This window comes from Cochlodiniinecator piscidefendens, from assembly GCF_011326755.1.
In the GTDB taxonomy this organism is placed as follows: domain Bacteria; phylum Pseudomonadota; class Alphaproteobacteria; order Rhodobacterales; family Rhodobacteraceae; genus Cochlodiniinecator; species Cochlodiniinecator piscidefendens.
Genome location: NZ_JAAOIE010000011.1, coordinates 14,244 through 32,600, shown reverse-complemented (window position 1 = coordinate 32,600; position 18,357 = coordinate 14,244). Strand labels below are relative to the sequence as shown.

General features: G+C 49.6%; 13 protein-coding genes and 1 pseudogene. 7 read left to right on the top strand and 7 right to left on the bottom strand.

Going from position 1 to position 18,357, the window contains the following annotated elements:
• Positions 1-60 precede the first annotated feature (60 nt).
• The 5 genes from G9C99_RS17360 to G9C99_RS17340 all read left to right on the top strand — a co-directional run bounded on the left by G9C99_RS17360 (position 61) and on the right by G9C99_RS17340 (position 7,172).
• Positions 61-1,395: a polysaccharide biosynthesis/export family protein gene (locus tag G9C99_RS17360; RefSeq protein WP_166418806.1), complete on the top strand. Its 1,335-nt coding sequence runs from the start codon at positions 61-63 to the stop codon at positions 1,393-1,395.
• Positions 1,396-1,538: 143 nt separating this feature from the next.
• Positions 1,539-2,894 carry a polysaccharide biosynthesis/export family protein gene (locus tag G9C99_RS17355; protein ID WP_231704123.1) on the top strand — a complete coding sequence of 452 codons (1,356 nt, stop codon included), beginning with the start codon at positions 1,539-1,541 and terminating at the stop codon, positions 2,892-2,894.
• A 94-nt stretch (positions 2,895-2,988) separates the two neighbouring features.
• Positions 2,989-5,109, top strand: coding sequence for a GumC family protein (locus G9C99_RS17350; protein ID WP_166418805.1), 2,121 nt, complete (start codon positions 2,989-2,991; stop codon positions 5,107-5,109).
• A gap of 43 nt (positions 5,110-5,152) precedes the next feature.
• Positions 5,153-6,319: a nucleotide sugar dehydrogenase gene (locus G9C99_RS17345; protein ID WP_166418804.1), complete on the top strand. Its 1,167-nt coding sequence runs from the start codon at positions 5,153-5,155 to the stop codon at positions 6,317-6,319.
• Positions 6,320-6,497: 178 nt separating this feature from the next.
• Positions 6,498-7,172: a sugar transferase gene (locus G9C99_RS17340; RefSeq protein WP_231704122.1), complete on the top strand. Its 675-nt coding sequence runs from the start codon at positions 6,498-6,500 to the stop codon at positions 7,170-7,172.
• Positions 7,173-7,196: 24 nt separating this feature from the next.
• Here G9C99_RS17340 and G9C99_RS17335 read toward each other — a convergent pair whose 3' ends face one another.
• Complete coding sequence (locus tag G9C99_RS17335) at positions 7,197-8,204, bottom strand: replication initiator protein A (protein WP_166418803.1); 1,008 nt, start codon at positions 8,202-8,204, stop codon at positions 7,197-7,199.
• A gap of 412 nt (positions 8,205-8,616) precedes the next feature.
• On the opposite strand from G9C99_RS17335, the gene G9C99_RS17330 reads away from it, so the two are divergent.
• Together G9C99_RS17330 and G9C99_RS17325 are read left to right on the top strand one after the other, a co-directional pair.
• Positions 8,617-10,002, top strand: a complete 1,386-nt coding sequence (locus tag G9C99_RS17330; protein WP_166418802.1) for an AAA family ATPase — start codon at positions 8,617-8,619, stop codon at positions 10,000-10,002.
• An 11-nt stretch (positions 10,003-10,013) separates the two neighbouring features.
• Complete coding sequence (locus G9C99_RS17325) at positions 10,014-11,012, top strand: ParB/RepB/Spo0J family partition protein (RefSeq protein WP_166418801.1); 999 nt, start codon at positions 10,014-10,016, stop codon at positions 11,010-11,012.
• A 44-nt stretch (positions 11,013-11,056) separates the two neighbouring features.
• Here G9C99_RS17325 and wecB read toward each other — a convergent pair.
• The 6 genes and pseudogenes from wecB to G9C99_RS17290 form a co-directional block, all read right to left on the bottom strand.
• Positions 11,057-12,069, bottom strand: a pseudogene (gene wecB, locus G9C99_RS17320) (non-hydrolyzing UDP-N-acetylglucosamine 2-epimerase).
• Between the two features lie 15 nt (positions 12,070-12,084).
• Positions 12,085-13,137: an O-antigen ligase family protein gene (locus tag G9C99_RS17310; protein ID WP_166418798.1), complete on the bottom strand. Its 1,053-nt coding sequence runs from the start codon at positions 13,135-13,137 to the stop codon at positions 12,085-12,087.
• The gene (locus tag G9C99_RS17305) at positions 13,115-14,356 is read right to left on the bottom strand and encodes a polysaccharide deacetylase family protein (protein WP_166418797.1); all 1,242 of its coding nucleotides are present in this window, start codon (positions 14,354-14,356) and stop codon (positions 13,115-13,117) included. Before G9C99_RS17305 ends, G9C99_RS17310 begins: the two co-directional genes overlap by 23 nt.
• Positions 14,349-15,587: a hypothetical protein gene (locus G9C99_RS17300; protein WP_166418796.1), complete on the bottom strand. Its 1,239-nt coding sequence runs from the start codon at positions 15,585-15,587 to the stop codon at positions 14,349-14,351. Before G9C99_RS17300 ends, G9C99_RS17305 begins: the two co-directional genes overlap by 8 nt.
• Before the next feature lie 19 nt (positions 15,588-15,606).
• Entirely contained in the window at positions 15,607-16,845 is a 1,239-nt protein-coding gene (locus G9C99_RS17295; RefSeq protein ID WP_166418795.1) for an ATP-grasp domain-containing protein, read from the bottom strand.
• 269 nt (positions 16,846-17,114) lie between these two features.
• Positions 17,115-18,326 (bottom strand): glycosyltransferase family 4 protein, encoded by a 1,212-nt coding sequence (locus tag G9C99_RS17290; RefSeq protein WP_166418794.1) that lies wholly within the window; start codon positions 18,324-18,326, stop codon positions 17,115-17,117.
• Positions 18,327-18,357: the final 31 nt, after the last annotated feature.

Below are 18,357 nucleotides of genomic sequence, written 5' to 3'. Positions count from 1 at the left end.
TTCGCACCATCTATTATATCATAGATATCGGGCTTCTTGGGTTCTGGGGTTCTTTCCTGCATGAAACATCTATGGATTGTCGCCATTCTTGGTCTTAGCGCTTGTGGGACGGCTTACATTTCACCCTCCGTATCAGAGCGCACTGATGGCGCAAAAGTACGTGTTGTACCGCTGACATCCGAAAGCGTACTGATCGCCAATCAATCTCAGTATAGTCCACAAGATTTACCAGATGCCTTTTTCCAAAGTGCAAACACGGGTTCCTTGCGAGGCTCCGGCGCTCTACCTGAACCTGCGCTTGTCTCCCAGACACGTCCTGGTCAGATCGAAACACACCTGCCCCCTATTCCGCCAAACACACCGTATGAAGTTGGGGTTGGGGACGTTATTGTTCTGGCCACACGACAAGGTGCCTCAACTGTTGAAGAATTAACCGGCTTGCTAAGTGCCCAAAACCGCCGCCAAGGCTACACAGTCCAAGATGACGGTGCGATCGCAATTCCGGATGTCGGACGTGTGCAGTTGTCGGGCCTCACCATAGAAGAGGCCGAGGCTGAAGTTTTCCAACGGCTCATTGAAAACCAAATTGATCCGTCTTTCAGTCTTGAGGTTTCAGAGTTCCATTCGCAACGCGTTGCTATTGGCGGCGCTGTAAATGACCCTGTTATTGCCCCGATTACATTAACGCCCCTCTACCTTAATGAGGCTATTGCTTTGGCCGGCGGCGTTGATGCCCCCGACCGCGATTATGTGACCATTCGCTTGTATCGTAATGGTACCCTTTATCAGCTCCCGTTAAGTGCATTGGCCGAAAATCGTATCCGGCTTCTGGGTGGGGATAGCTTGTTCATCGACACAGACTACGAGCTAGATCAAGCTCAGGCCTATTTTGAAGAACAAATCACCCTCGCTGAGTTTCGACAAAATGCGCGCATTCAATCTTTGAATGAACTCAACACCGCGGTCGCGCTCCAACGTGCCGCGTTGAACGAAGAACGCAACAACTTTCAGGCACGCCTCTCCTTAGATGCCATTGAGCGGGATTATGTTTATATCGCAGGCGAAGCCCGTTCCCAAGGACGCTTTGCCCTGCCCTTTGAACAGCGCGCAACAGTTGCGGATGCTCTTTATGATGAAGGCGGTTTGGCCGAAGACTCTGGCAACCCCAGTGAAATTTACATTTTGCGTGCCTCACCTGCGCCCCAAGACTTCGGGGCTGTAACGGCTTGGCACTTAGATGCACGTGATGCGACCAACTTTTTATTGGCGACGCGCATGGAGCTGCGCCCAAATGATGTCATTTTTATTGCCGAACAACCCATCACACGCTGGAGTCGCTTTATTGGACAGCTTGGCCCAACATTAATAGCAGCGGCAGTAGCAACAACAGAATAAGCGTGAAAACAAACATTTACGTGTATGTTTTTGAATAGAACTCTGCGGTAACACCTGCACAAAACTTGACATTTGTGCTTTCGTCTTAGGCTAAATAACGTCTATACGGGTGTTATCCTTTTTCACTCGCTCGGAGAAGATTCTTGCGCGCATTTATTTTTATTGGCCTGTGTCTAGGGCTGTCTGCCTGCGGCGCGGTTTACCATAGCCCCGCTGTCCAGCCCGGCCCGTCGGATGCATCATCTGTGCGCGTGGTCGCAATGACCTCTCAAAGCGTTGCTGGTGCAAACCAATCGACCTACAGACCACAAAGTTTGCCAGCTATCTTTTCACAAACTGCAGGTGGAGCATCAGGGCTTCGCGGCACTGGGGCATTACCTGAGCCCGCGTTTGAAGCGCAGCGTCGCCCAACAAGCCTCGAAACACGTTTACCACCACAAATCTCCAATGCGCCTTATGCCATTGGGGTTGGTGACGTTGTACTGCTGGCCACACCACAAGCCGCAAACACTTTAGAAGAACTCAGTGGATTGCTCGCTGCTCAAAATCGCCGCCAAGGTTATACCGTACAAGATGACGGCGCGATCACCATTCCTGATGTTGGTCGCATCTCTTTGGCGGGCCTTACACTCGAGGAAGCCGAAGCAGAGATTTTCCAACGACTCATTGAAAATCAAATCAGCCCAGCGTTCAGCCTAGAGATTTCCGAATTCAACTCCCGTCGGGTTTCTATTGGCGGGGCAGTTGCCCGACCAACAGTCGCTCCTATCACACTTACACCACTTTACTTAGATGAAGCCTTGGCAAATGCTGGTGGGGTAACGGTGAGTGATCAAGATTACGCCACAATCCGCCTTTACCGCGATGGCACTTTATATCAAATCCCGCTTAGCGAACTCTACACAGGATCTGGGTTGCAGCGCATTTTGCTGACAGATGGGGACAGTGTTTTTGTCGATACAGAATTCGAATTAGAACAGGCTCAGGCCTATTTCTCTGAACAAATTCGACTGGCTGAATTTCGTCAACGTGCCCGTCAGAATGCTTTGAACGAACTCACATCCGAAGTTGATCTGCGCCGCGCTGCCCTAAATGAAGCCCGTGCAAATTACCAAGTACGCCTGGAACAAGGCGATGTTGAACGCGACTATGCCTACCTGACAGGCGAAGTGGCACAACAAGGGCGCTTCACACTCCCGTTTGGCCACACAGCAACTTTGGCCGACGCTCTCTACAGCGATGGCAATGGTATCCCAACGCGCACTGCAAATGTTTCTCAGATTTATATCCTACGTGATACAGCCAATCAGGGTGTTGTGGCTTGGCATTTGGATGCGCGAAATGCGGCCAGTCTATTGCTCGCGACACGTATGGAACTGCGTCCAAACGACATTGTTTTCATAGCAGAGCAACCCGTAACACGTTGGAGCCGCGTTGTTGATCAAATCAGCCCGACCATTATCAGCCGTGTACTGCTCAGCATAGATAACGCTACTTAACAGGCGTTTTAATAGTCCACGATTATATTTTCCACCTCTGACATTTATTGTATGAGGCCGGGAATACACAAAAATACTAGGTATATTAGATACGATGACGAACACGACGATACACACAGGTGTTCAGCCTGAAGCAGATGAAATCGACCTTCGTCTTATTCTGTCCACAATTTGGCGTGGAAAGTGGATTATTACCCTATGCTTTTCTTTCTGCGTTATTTTAGGAGGATATTATGCATACAAGATTGCAGTTCCAACTTATTCCGCATCCACAATTGTCATCCTAGAAAGCCGCCAAGAACAAGTCCTGGATTTGGAAAGTGTCATTGGGGGGTTGTCAGGGGATACTTCTGTCATCAATTCAGAAGTAGAGGTCCTGCGTAGCCGTAATCTAATGAAACAAGTTGTCCTTGCGCTTGATTTAACAAATGACCCTGAATTCAATACTGAGTTACGTACGCCATCAGGGTTTCAAAGTTTCACATCCCAACTCCGGACCACTTTACTTGGTAACCCGACAACAATTGAATTAACCCCAGAAGAAGAAGAAGACCGGATCATAAACAATACGGTTTCAGCTCTTTTAGAAGCAACTTCCGTAAACAATGTGCGCCAAAGCCTTGTCTTTCGAATTTCAGCTACAACTGAACACGCAGCAAAATCCGCCTTGATCGCTAACACGATTGCTCAACGTTACATCTTAAATCAGCTTGAAGTAAAACAAGATGCTACAGAGCAAGCTGTTCGCTGGCTCACAGAACGGGTTACAGAGCTCCGCGTTGAGCTTGAGAACGCAGAAGCGGCCGTCACTGACTTTAACGCAAACACAGAGCTCGTCAGTTCTGAAGCGTTACAGGCTTTAGAACGTCAAGTGAAGGAAACACGTGATCGCATCAGTGGTGCACTTGAGACTAAAAGCACAATTGAAACAAGATTACTTGCATTGCGAAATGCTTTAACTCCTGAAGCGCAGTTAGAAGTAGCAAACAGCCCGCAGCTCAATCGCACCTACCAACTTTTACAGAACGGTACGATTGATCAGGACATATATCGGAGTCAATTTGATGCCATTGTCTCACGTGTTGAAATGGATTTCACTCGAGCGACTACGCAACTCGAACTCCTACAAACCTCCGAACATGAGTTAGTAATTCAAATTGAACGTCAAAACGGCGATTTAATTACTTTACGACAGCTAACACGAGAAGCTGACGCTAGTGGTTTGCTATATGAGTTGTTTCAATCTCGTCTGAATGAAACTGCAGCCCTGCGTGGTATTCAGCAAGCAGATAGCCGTATTTTGTCTGATTCAGTTCGCCCTTCTAACCCAATCGCTCCGCGCAAATCACTTATACTGGCACTCTCAGGTATCTTAGGTGTCTTGCTTGGGGCTGTCATTGTGCTAGTTCGCGAACTTGGGCAAAATACTTTCCGCACCATATCAGAGCTTCAAAAAGCGACCGGCCGGACCGTCATGGGGCAAATTCCGCTATTACCAGCAAGTAAGCGGCGCGACGCGATTGATTATCTGGCCAAACGCCCAACATCGGCAGCTGCCGAAGCGGTGCGTAACTTGCGCACTTCTGTCATGTTGTCCAACATCGACAACCCACCTCAAGTGGTGGTGGTAACGTCATCTCTGCCTGGCGAAGGTAAAACAACTGTGTCGCTTGCTTTTGCGCAGAACCTCGTTGGATTAGGTAAAAAGGTTTTGCTCATTGAAGGTGATATCCGTCGCCGTATCTTTGGCCAATACCTAGACAATAAAGACGCGTTGGGACTGCTGGCTGTGCTGGAAGGCAAAGCAACCTTGGAAGAATGCGTTCTCGAAGATCCACGTATTCAAGCCGATATTTTGATTGGTGAAGAAACCAAGGTCAACGCAACTGATATCTTTTCCTCACAGAAGTTCAAAGATTTCTTGGAAGAAGCCCGCAAGGTTTATGATTATATCATTATTGATACACCACCGGTTTTGGTCGTGCCTGATGCTCGGGTTATCGGACAGGCCGGCGATGCGCTTCTGTTTGTTGTAAAATGGGACCAAACTTCAAAAGTACAAGTCGATGAAGCCCTGCGCATGCTCGACACTGTTAATCTAGATGTCACCGGGTTGGTCATGTCACAAGTGAATGCAAAAGGCATGAAACGCTACGGTTATGCTGGACAATACGGTGCTTACGGCAGTTATGGAGATAAATACTACCATAACTGACCCGCAAATCTAAATCGGGTCTACGCGTAAAAGGTATGACACTATGAAGATTGCCGTTGCAGGTCTTGGATATGTTGGTTTGTCTAATGCTGTTTTATTGGCTGCCTCAAACGACGTTGTTGCGATTGATGTAAATGCGGATCGGGTTGCCCAAGTAAACGCTGGGCAATCCCCCATCCTAGATACTGACATCAGCGACGCCCTTGCTGCTGGTCAACTTTCACTGCAAGCTACCACTGATTTAAAAGCGGCTTATCAAGGCGCTCAATATATTATCATTGCGACCCCAACCAATTACGATCCCGAAACCAACTATTTTGACACCTCAAGCGTTGAAGACGTAGCCCAAGCGGCCCTGACGTATGCACCAGAGGCCACTGTCATTATTAAATCCACCGTCCCGGTTGGGTTTACTCAACGTCTGCGTGACCACCTTAACAATGATAATATCCTGTTTTCACCAGAGTTCCTGCGCGAAGGCAAAGCGCTTTATGACAACCTCTATCCATCGCGTATTATCATCGGGGCCCATACGGAACAGGCCAAAGGTTTTGCCGCTTTGCTTGCGCAGGGGGCCCGTGTTGATGATGTCCCTACCCTGTTCACAGGATCAACCGAAGCAGAAGCAATTAAGTTGTTTTCAAACACCTACCTCGCGATGCGCGTTGCTTATTTTAATGAACTCGACACCTACGCCCAATTGAACGGCTTAAGCAGCCGCGAAATCATCGAAGGCGTTGGCCACGACCCACGGATCGGGGGGCACTATAATAATCCGTCCTTTGGATATGGCGGCTACTGCCTTCCCAAGGACAGTAAACAATTGCTCGCGAATTATTCTGAGGTTCCGCAAAACTTGATCCGGGCCGTTGTAGACGCCAACCGCACCCGCAAAGATTTTATCGCTGATAGCATCGTTGCACGCGCGCCCAAGATTGTCGGCGTCTATCGTTTGACGATGAAAGCGGGGTCTGACAATTTCCGCCAAAGTTCTATTCAAGGCATCATGAAACGGATCAAAGCCAAGGGGATCGAGGTCATCGTTTATGAACCTAACCTTGATGATCCTCACTTTTTCCATTCGCGCGTGGTGCGGGATCTAGCAGCCTTTAAAGCCGAAGCAGATGTCATTGTGACCAATCGTCAAAGTGATGAGTTAAGCGATGTTTCAGACAAAATCTTTACCAGAGATCTATTCGGGACAGATTAAAGCGAATCAAACACAACCTGAGCGTAGATAACGCATCCGAAGTATGTTGAGTGAATAAGTGTTTCACCCTATACGTTTAATTGTAATGAAATCGTACGAGAAACGTAAAAAAGGTTTTCTTGACCCTAAAACTCTCAAAACTCTATTATGAGAAACCATTTATTGTCCAAAGAGCTTTATGAGAAAGTTTATCATGTTCGATTTAGAACAGAGCTTAGATACATCAATTACTCATCCGGTCATTGCGCCTGCTCCGCGCAAGGCCAGCCCGTTTTTTTGGACGTGTAAACGAGCCTTTGACATCGGGATGAGTTTGCTTCTTTTTCCAATTTTTGCGATCGCTTTTCTGAGCCTTCTGATTTTCAATCCTTTGTTTAATCGTGGCTCTTTATTTTTTATTCAAGATCGCATGGGGCAAAATTGTAGCATGTTTCGATTAGTTAAATTCCGCAGTATGCACCCAATTGATAAAATTACACGTGGCCCAAATGACCCGTTAGAAACGGATCGTATCACCGCAATGGGCCGCTTCTTACGCAAAACCCGCATCGATGAACTACCTCAGATTTTGAATGTGCTCAGGGGTGACATGAGCCTCATTGGTCCACGTCCAGATTACTACGAACATGCAAAAACCCACATTGAAAGTATTCCCGGATACTGTGCACGTCACGCTGTGCGCCCAGGTATCAGTGGTTTAGCGCAAACCAAGCTCGGATATAGCGTAAGCGAAGATGAGACCACTCGCAAAGTCCAGGTCGATCTAGAATATATTGCTAAAGTAAGCTTCCGCATGGAAGCAAAATTGGTTTGGGAGACAATTAAAACGGTGGTCACTCGCGCGGGCGCATAGGATCATACATCGATACTAGTGTGATTATACCTCAGACTGCACGCGCTGTTTAATCCATGCCAGATAGGCTTTTTCAGGCACCTTAAGGTGTGGGCGGCCCGTTTCCTGCCAAAAGGCACGCCATTCAGCCTCCAGCGCATAGATATCCCAGCCAGGGGCCAACCGGCGCGCGGCATCATGGGTTTCGACCCCAAACACACTTGGGCCCAGATCATCCTCAATCACACCTCGACGTGACACGCGTAGGATATCACCCGGTTCTTCTTCAAGGCTATAATCTGGCAAATGATCCGCGGCCATGATCTTGCGCACAGCCGCGCGAAACACTCGGATCGGGGCGGTCGAGCCTGATTTCTTATGCAGAACCGCCATGCTCACCCGCCAATTGGATTGACGCCCACAGTGTTTACGCGCGAGTTCATAAACCCGGCGCTCAAGCGGTTTGCGCAATGTGAAATAATCACGGCTCAGCGTCAGCACTGACTTAGAAAGCACCGCCCGAAACAGCCACTCTGATAATGTCACCACAACATTGACCATACGTCCGCCTCTGGTCCGGCGCACTATTTCCCAACTGTCAATCAACCCGAAGCCAGTGGTTGTTTCTGTTTCGGCTGTGGCGAGGTTCGTAGTGATGCGTGTACCTGCTAAACGCTCAAAGGCTTCGCGTAGACGTGTGTAGCTGTCGCCACTGGTATCGCGGTTGGTGGCCAATAATAAGTCATGCGCTTTCAACTGAAGCGTGCGGCCAATTTTGCGACCAGCGTTTTGCGCGGCCATCAATTGACTGATGCAGTAGATCAGAATGTCTTTGTCATGAATGGTCGCACGACCTTTGACCGATGGTGTGACTTCGACCAAAATACCATTGTGTTCGTAAGTCACGATACGACGATCAGGGCGCGTCGTCAGTGAGAACATCGGGTGTTCCATCGACCCCAAATCATTCTTGGGCATCGCATCAAAAATGTCGCAAACAAAGAACCTGTCTGCTAAATATTCTTGGGCCGAAAGCCCCCGTATCTCTGTCATATCTGCCTGCTCGTCCTGACCCGAATCTTTTGATTTACGTTCGGGGTTTCAGTGACACCTAGCATAAAGTTATCCACAACCTGCGTCCAGTGATCCTATTTTGGCAAACGGAGTTTCAGAGTCATCTTCTCGGGGGATCAGAGTCACCTAAACGGGGTTTCAGAGTCAGCCATAAGAGAAATAGATCCAAAATACCCTTTATACTCAATAGGATATGCGGTCGCTATTTTTCCATAACTATCTTATTAACAAAATATAACTATAAAAAAACAATTCTCCCATCAAAAATACCCGTAATTGCGGGGTATTTCGCTCCAAACACCTTAAAAAATCACCTTAAACCAAAGCTTTTTCTTCCACATGCTGTCTTTAGTGGTATATTGTCAAAAACGAAGCATACGGCGAAAAACAGATGAAATCAGCAGGCAAAACCACCCTCCCTCCTTATTTTAACATTGACCCAGATGAAGCGCTTGCCGCACTGGGTGACCCAACCACTACCTCTAGTTTTTCAACCATATCTGATGCATGTGGACGTGGTAGAAGTGACTTAGAAAGTCGGGGGATTAATCCAGATGGGCAGCGCAAACTGCGCCTATTTTCCACTTGGGAAATTACCCGTTATTTAATTCCAGTTGCCCAAGCGCATTTTCGTCGTGTCCTCAAAGCCAATCCAGATTTACCCCAAGGCCAAAGCGAAACCGAAGGCGGGGCAAAATGGTTCACACTCGATGAGGTTTTAAAATTGCGCGCTCACTTTGGGGTTGAGGGCTCAAAGGCTAAAGAATATCTACCCTACCGCCCTGAAAACGTTCCGGCCAAAATGGTAGCCGTTGCAAATTTCAAAGGTGGCGTTGGTAAAACTTCGACCGCGGCACATCTTGCAATGTCTGCTGCGCTGGACGGCTACAAAGTTTTAATTGTGGATCTCGACAGTCAAGGTTCCATGACGTCCATCTTTGGCGGCAAAGTTCAGGACGAGTGGCAAACCGTATTCCCACTACTCGCACGCCACTACGCTGGATATCAGCGCTCAGAGAACCAAAGACGCCTAGATCGGGGGGATGCCCCTATCCCACTCGAAGAAACGCTCTCAGAAGCGCTTCAGGTGAAGGCGCAGGATTTGGTTCAAGAGACCCATTGGCCAAACATTGATTTGATTGGTGCCCAGCTGAACCTCTATTGGGCTGAATTTCAAATTCCCGTTTGGCGTATGCAAGGCCGTGGATGGAAACTGTGGGAAGCATTGACCGAAAGCTTTGAGCAGGACGGAATACTTGATGAGTATGATCTCATCTTTTTGGACACGCCCCCTGCCCTCGGATATTTGACCATCAATGGATTGACCGCCGCTGACATTCTGCTGGTGCCGCTTGGAGCCTCCTTTTTGGAGTTTGATTCAACAGGCCGGTTCTTTGACATGCTGCACACGACTTTTCAGTCCATTGAAGAAGGCGAAAATCTAGCGGCCCGTGCTTTGGGTCGGGATGAAATCTCTTTTGAATGGGATGCGGTGCGTGCTGTGGTCACGCGTTACGATTCAACCCAGCAGGCAGAACTTGCCGCCTTGATGCAGGCCTATCTCGGGCAAACCCTATCGCCGCACCGACAGGATTACACCGCGCTGATTGGTCAGGCTGGCGAGCAGGTCCAGGGGATTTACGAGGCCGACTATCGTGACTTTAATCGTGAAACATATGCCCGTGGGCGCGAAACGTTTGATGCAACCTATGCCGCGTTTAAAACCCTATTCATCGGGGCATGGCGCCGGGATGAACTGGCGAAGGCACAGGGATAAGGAACGCTGATATGGCACGTAAACGACTAACTCCCGCTCAGGCCGTGTATCTAGATGCCTCAAGTGAAACAGAGCCTAACTTAGGTGAATTAGACTCTAATGTGCGCACGCCTCCCCCCATTTCGGAGGTTGCAGGCATGGCGTCAGCCACCGCTGCTTTGGAAGAAGTCACTGAGACATTACGGGTGGCGCGCGAAACTGGACGGTTGATTGAACCTTTGTCTTTAGATGTTGTTGATGATGGCTATCTGGTGCGTGACCGGATCATTACTGACGAAGACGATATGGCAGCATTGGTTGAAAGCATTCGGTCGCGTGGTCAACAAACGCCGATCGAAGTGGAGCGCTTAGATAATGGGCGTTACGGTTTGATTTCAGGGTGGCGGCGTCTCACGGCGTTACGCAATCTGTTTGCAGAAACGGGTGATGAACGGTTTGCGCAGGTCTTGGCCGTGTTGCGCCAGCCTGATGGCGCTGCAGATGCTTATTTGGCGATGGTCGAAGAAAATGAAATCCGGGTTGGACTTTCGTTTTATGAACGGGCCCGCATCGCAGCCAAATCGGTGGAGCAAGGCGTTTATCCAACAGAAAAGGCAGCATTGCTTGATCTGTTTCGGGCGGCGTCGCGGGCCAAACGATCTAAGATCAGATCCTTTTTACCTATCGTTGCGCAGCTTGATCAGCACCTTCAGTTTCCTGCCGCATTGGGGGAACGTCTGGGCCTTTTACTGTCAAAAACACTTCAGGAATATCCAGAAAGCCTGAACCTGATTGCAGAAAGACTGGGGCAACGCACATATGCTGATGCAGCCACTGAGCAAGCTGATATTTCTCAAATTATTTCTGAAGTTGAGGAACAAAAACAGACCCTAAAGCCTAATATAGAGCCTACTTTGAAGGGGATCCCCAAGGTTTCCGTTAAGGTGCGCAAAGATGGTGGCGTGATCGTTTCCGGATTGACTGATGCGCAACGTGAGAGCCTGCTTGGCTGGCTGCAAGACACTTTTTGATCGTATCTCTAAATGTTTCGCGCGCGAAACATTTAGAGTCTATTTTATGAACCTGCTACAATCGAAATGATCTTTTCTGCGGCATACCTATTGCTGTAGGGCGCGGCTGTTTCATCTCCCTTTGCCCCATCCATTCTGCTGATAGCGGTGTTGATCAAGCCGCTATCATGTGGTGGCGCAAGCATGGCCCAGCCTAAGGTCACCAACTCATTCCATTCAGTCTCTGTGCGCAATACGACGGTTGGCGTGCGATGGAAATATGCCTCTTTCTGAAGCCCTCCGCTGTCGGTGAGAATGAGCCGTGCAGCTTGCATCAGAGCAATGATGTCAAAGAACCCTAATGGGTCTGTCAGCGTGATGCCTTGTGTAAGTTGATCAAAGCGGCCCGTCGCTTCTAATGCTTTGCGGGTTCGGGGATGGAGCGGTAAAACCAGCGGGGCATCCTGTGCAAGATCACGCAGTGCTGCCATGATGGTTTCTAATGTCTCGGGTGTATCGGTGTTGTCCTGTCTGTGATCAGTCGTAAACCGCCCCCCTGCCCACAAGTTCAGCCGATCAAGTATGTCGGGTTTTTCGCGTGCCTCAGCACCAAATAAGCGGGCGGCGTCAAACATGACATCGCCAACTAAATGGGCGCGGTCTGTAATATCCTCATTTGCGAGGCCGCGCATAGCCTCAGTCGTCGGTGCAAAGGCCCAAGTTGCAGCATGATCGGTGAGAATGCGATTTACCTCTTCAGGCATGCGACGGTTAAAGGACCACAAACCAGCCTCAATATGACAAACAGGAATGTCCTTTTTTGCGGTGGCCAAAGTTGAATTTGTATCGCCGTAGACAAATACGGCATTGGGCACCTCGTCTTTTAAGCAGCTGCGATAGCCTCGAACTGACGTCCAATCATTTGACCATGTAGCCCACCGCCGATGCCCAAATGATGCGCAGGTTTTGGAATGACCAATTTGTGAAAAAACACATCTGACATTTTGGCGTCATAGTGTTGCCCGGTATGTAAGATGATGTTGTTGAGTTTAGGGTGCGCTGCAATCGACCGCGCCAAGAATAGTAAGTGTTTTCATTCGACTTCTTTTTGAATTTCATTTTCGTCGGGGGAATCTGGAGGTGGGGCAAATAGGGTTTTGATCCATAAAAAGATATCGCCGCTTGTCATAGAGACGGCCAGTAACCCCAGATTAAAGGGTGTCCAGCGCGGCAATTGTGATAACAGAACAACAAGAAAAACAAAGGTCCCAATCAGCCCGGTATTGAGCATGAGATCAAGAACGAGATTATGGGGGTATTCAACCAACGCTACATTGGTTTGGCGATATATCTCACCCCCTGCCCCAAAAAATGGATCGGTTTGAATAACCAAAAGCGCATCACGCCAGACAAGATATCTGATGGCCAAAACGCGTTCGGCGATGTTGCCGCCGCTTTGATCTACATAGAAAAGCCGGGTCTGCGTGAGAAAACCCCAGGCGATGGCAAAGGCAAAGCCAGCCAGAATTTTTTGTGGTAGGCTGGCACGCCGAAGGACAAACCACAGCGTCATACCACAGGCAAAGGCTGTTGGTGTGCGACTGAGCGCTGAAAATATAGCCAGCATCAATAGCGCAAGAATAGCAAACTCACCCATGCTTGGGTATTTGGTTTCTCGGGGGCGAAACAGAAGAAATGTATATCCAATCGCGCAGATCATCGCATATTTAATGGGGCCATTGATCAACATATCTTCGCGGTCAAACAGCCCATGCCCGCCGAGCGTGACTTTCCAGATCAATAGGCTGACGGCGTAGACGGTTACCCATATTCCGATCTCGACAGGTGATAAGTTCCCCGGTCGTTTGAAAATGAGCATCCAAGTAAAGAGCTCCAGAAGGAACATGACGATTTGCAAAGGCTCGTGTGGGTTCTGTAACCCAAAAAAGAAAACAACCCCGCCAATCATCAACCCGCCAATAACTTCTGTGTGGCTAAGGGCACGTGCGCCGTATTGTTGTGCAAGCAAAAGAAAAAAGGCCAAAAAGAAAAAACCCGCAAGGGGGTCAAGCCGCGCGGATGATCCAATGCCAAGCCATATCACCAACCCAAGGGCGATGAGGTTATGGCGTAAAGTGATAAGCATTCAGCTGGCCTTTGTAGAATGTCGTGCTCTGGAAAACGGTCATCGGGCGGGTATCATATTTTGCGATAATCGTCTCAAGTAGATTGGTAAAGCTTTCTGGGTATCCTTTCCATGGGCCAATGCCTGAAAAAACCCGGACATGCCAATTGAGGTTGAGAACGGGGGGGATAGCAGCGCCTACATGTGGGGTGAGGGCGTCTAAAATCGCGCCCTGTGCGTTTTCCTGCATTTGATATGTATCCATAAACTGTGATGGATACAGCAATAACGTACGTCCCGATTGGGTGGTGAACCACAATGGATAAGCAGACCCCATAGCTGAGCCACAGCATTGTGGGCTAAGGCTGGCGTCGGCGGTGATGCCTGCGCTGGCCATGCTGTCAAACCATGCCTCTAGGGCATTGCGGGGGGCTGACCAATAATGGGCGCGGTGGCTTTTGATTGGGTCCGTTGGCAGAAAACTGCGAGGCTTGGCAAAGTCATTGTAGCGAATACCCGAATGCAAGCCTATTTCATGCCCATCCTGGGCAAGCGTTCTAAGCGCGGTTTCGTAGCGCGGGGTTTCGCTATTGTAGCGCGGATCGCGTGGATGTTGTCCGGGATATGAGGCAAAGGTGAAATAGGTCGATTTAAACCCGTATTGTCGTGCCAACTGACAAATAGTTTCAAAACACCAAAACGGATCAGGGCGGCGCAGAACTGCAGACTGGGCTGCGGCCCACAGCGGAGCTGACTGTGCTTTATCGCCTTTTAGGCGCAGCACCGCAGCCCGTGCCATTTGATAGGCCGTCCTCAGCTGTGGATTGTCCACGTCGTGGGTGATTTGCAAAATGACCGTGGGATGAGCGTTGTGTGGCGGGCGTTCAAGAGAGAGCGCTTTGCGCATGTCTTCAAATATGCGCTCCAGAAATAAATCCTGTGGGTCGTATTGGGTGAGAATAGGGCGGTCCGGAAATTGCGGATCTTCTTTGAGGTGAGCAAAAGACAGGATTTCAACAACTTTGGTTAGATCTGTTCCTAGGGTCGGGTGCATTTTGCCCTCAACCTCCCACGCTAACTCATCCCCATTTACGGTGATGCGATGTGCAGCGGTTTCAGACGGGGTAAAACGCCTATTCAGCCGAAGCCCTAGATTGGTCAGGGTATCCGCGATTTTGCGTCTTTGAAGGTCTGAAAGGGTAGGGGCCAATTGTATGGGGAATTGGATTGGATCAGACATGGCGGTATTCCTTGGTCAAAAAGGCCCAACCCCAGGCGATGCTGTGCAGCATTCCCATCCCAACAACAGACCAAAGCGCGACCTGCCCTGTGAGGACCCCCTGCCAGATGGCGGCAGATAGAATGGCGGTGAGGACAAGCATGACCAGTTCAATCATCAAAATGATGTGCTGGCGACCTGTCACATCAAACACCCGATCCAACCAACCGGTCATCAAAAACAACGCAGCCCAGAGGTACATCATCGGGAGGTAGGCAACAGCTTCGGTCCAGGATTCGTTAAAAAACCGCATTATAGGGTCGAAAATACTAGGATAAAATGCCGGGAGTATCATCGGGGATAGGACCAGAGGCGCGCCAATCGTTACGGTCCACAGGAACCTGCGAAATTGGTCCGGGGTATTATTGCGTCGCTTATTCATTTCAATCACACCAAGGATGCGCAAGGCATAAATCAAAAAGCTAAGCGGTGAGAGGCTGATCCGATTTGCCGCGAGAAAAGCAGCCGACAAAGGGGCAGGGAGGGCCGCCTCAATCGCCAAAAGGGGCAGGCGCCCAGTGGCCATTCCAATAAAGCTATTGGGGAAGCTGTAATATAAAACCTTATGGGCACGACGGCGCAGTATGGAACCTTTGCGAAGAAAATGTTGAAGAACGCGTATCCTTGGCTGCGCACGCAGCGCAACAAGTGTGATAGCGACTATCGTGATACCATGTATAATATTCGCCCAAACAAACAGATCTGCCAACGCGGCATTGGAAAATTGCGCAACGACCCAGCCAGATACAGCCAAGGCACCAAAGTTTTTAAGAATATTGCTGAGTTCAAAAAACACGATTGGGCCCATTTTCCCGCGCGCCACAACATAGCCTCTGATCAGGCCTTGCGCGGCTAAACTTGCACCAATGAAAAGCCCACCCCATATTTTATGCATCTCCCCCTCTGTGAAAATGGGGATTTGGCCGATCCAAAGGCCAAATGCGCTAAGAAGGCTCAGCGCTCCAAAGACCCAAAGGCCAAGCGCCAGCACATAAGCTTGGCGGGAGTGTTGGAGTTCGACCTGAATCTGAATATCCAGCCGCAGCGTGAGTAGGGGCCAAAGCAACTGACCCAAGAGCAGCATAAAGATAAAATTCGCAAATGCGCCGGTATCTGAATAGAGAACAAAACCAAACAAAGGGGCCATTGTGCTGATTTGGCTAAGCACAAGCAAAGGGAAGAGACGCCCCATATTTAGCCCCCCTGTGCCGTCATGATTTTAACTTTAGCGGCGCTATCATGGCTTCAAAGGTATCGTAGTCGGCCCCTTCGAGAACAACCATGGCCTCATAGGGGATGCCAGACAGCAAAAAAGGCTCTAATTGGGCGTCAAACACAGAGTCTGGGTGGGTTTCTATGATATGGCGTAGCGTGGATTTTTCATCCTGTGTTGTCGCAAAGAATTGTAAAAACTCCCGCGGCTTGAGTTCAAACGGAGGATTGGCACGGGGCACATAAGCCGCAACATGTTGCATGGCGACATCGACCCCGCTGGCGCGTGACAAAAACCGTTCATACGGAAGACGGTTGGCAAAATCGATTGGTAAAAACTGCCCATCCCGATACCGCATTTCAACATGCCACGCGCCGTGCACAACACCTGATGCATCCAAAATCTCAAATGCGGCGCGTTCCATTTCCTCTAGAAACCCATCAGGCTGGCGGGTGTTAAAGCGAAAGGATTTCGGGGGAAATGTGCCGTTTGTGTTTTCGTAGACTTCGTGGGTCACGTTGACGGTTTTATGGACCCCATTATGGGACACGCCATCAATATCAAACTGGCGCCCATCAACATATTCTTCGAAATAAAGATCATCGTCGGCGCCAGGCGTCGTCTGAGATATCTGATCCTGCTGCACAGGTGTGCCGGGTGACAGGAACACGACACCTTTGGATCCTGTGCCAGCCATTGGCTTTTGAATGCACGGCACATCGATGAGCTCATTGCGCTGCTGCGAAAACATTGGCTGAGGAATGTCAGCCTGTTCTAGGGCGCGGCGCCAGGCGAATTTATCATTACAGAGCCGGGAAGAGGTTTCACCGGCGGAAATACATCCCAAAGCCTCAGAGATTTTGATTTGCGCTGGCAGGATCACATGCCGGGCGGATATTGCGACGCCTTCGACAGATAGGGGCTTAAGCCGATTGACGATCTCATCACTTTGGGTGCGTGGATCAAAGGTCAGAACATAGTCCGCATAGGCGAGTTCAGGCAGCATGGGGCTGGGGGAAACCAGACAAACCTTTAACCCTAGCGATTTTGCGGCACGCGCCGCAGAGTAGGAATGCCCCTCTTTGCCAATCGATAGAATGACGGTGATCGGTGATGTATTTTTGCGTAGAAACAGCCGAGTTTGTAAGCGCAAAAGCTGCGTATAAAGCGCTGCCGGGGCGTTTTGACGGGTGAGCCAGCGGGCGATATTCAGGGCAATGAGGCGGGGTTTCATCATGAGGCTTTATAAATGAAATATGAGCGCTTGAATAATGTGATCTTGGCCAACATGGGGACGAGTACGTTGACAATGAAACGATCGTTTGCACCATTTCAGTTGAGATAGGTAAATCCACTGGATTAGTCGGGTAGATCCTCCAGTACCTATAAATCTCAAGGTACTGGCTTCCAGAGTTTGATCTGCAATCTTCTGAAAAAGCGACGTCATGAAAATGGATAACTTTCTGTTCGTACAAAATCGAGGGCTTCAGGAAGTTATAAAACACTTTAGGGGCGTATCAAAGATGTGAGAATACCCTCAACACGAATGGCGAGAGTTTCCCATTCATGATTTTCCAAAACATAGGCGTGACCACGTTTGCCCATTTCTTGGCGCTCTGCGTGTGGGGTCTGGGCGAGGGCGATCATCGCCTTGGCCAAGGCTTCGGGGTTTTCAGAAGGAAGCGTAATCCCAGCTTGGGCCGCACTTACCGGATCATTTGCAGATTCAACGGCATAGAGAATAGGACGGGCGGCCAAAAGGTAGTCAAACAATTTGTTAGGGCTGACGCCATAGGCAAAGGTCGGCATGCGTTGGAGATGCAAAATACAGGCATCCGCTTGAGACAATTCATGCTGCACCTGACTTTTGGGGACCGAATTGCGGAACTCCAGCGTCGGAGCATGTAATGTGTTGGCCAACTCAATAAGGTCAGTTTTGGTTTCCCCATCACCAATAAGGCGGACCTTCACCTTATCACCACCGGGGAGCTTGGGCAAAAGGGCGGCTGCACGCACAACCGTAGAAAGCCCATTCGCGATGCCGTGGGCACCCGCGTAAACACAGGTGAAAGTATCACGGTTTGGCATTGAAATCGTGTCTGGGGCTGCGGCTTTATCTATGCCATTTGGGACCACACTGATATTTTCGGCTTTTGCGCCTGATGCGATCATCCACTTTTGAGACCCAGGTAAAAGGGTGATAATATGATCGGCCTTGCGATACAGATGCTTTTCTAAAACACGCAATAAAATCCAACCTGGATGCAGGGGCCCCCATCCAGCCAGATCGCGCAAAGATAGCGGCCACAGATCTCGGATTTCAACGACAAATGGCAGTTTTAAACGACGCGCGATACGTCCAGCGGACCAAGCCGCAAAAGGTTGTGGGGATGATCCTATCACCACATCCCAAGTCGCGCCCTCACGTGAAAGTTGTTTAACCTTCTTTGAAGCCGCAAAGGCGAACTTGATCATTTCGGTGCCACGCTCGGCCATTGAGTTACCGCGCGCGCCTTCATCCAGCCAAATAAAATGGACCCCGTTTATGATGTCTTCGTCGTTTTCAGACAGAAGGCCCACACCGTTATAATTGTGACGAGAGGCAAGAATGCTGACGTCATGCCCACGTCGCCCTAACCAACGGGCCAAGGTGAAATGACGCGTGCCGCCTGCCGCACTTGGGGGCAGGGCGTCTTGGTGTACAATTAAAATCTTCATAGGGGCCATATAACTTAAATTACACCAATAA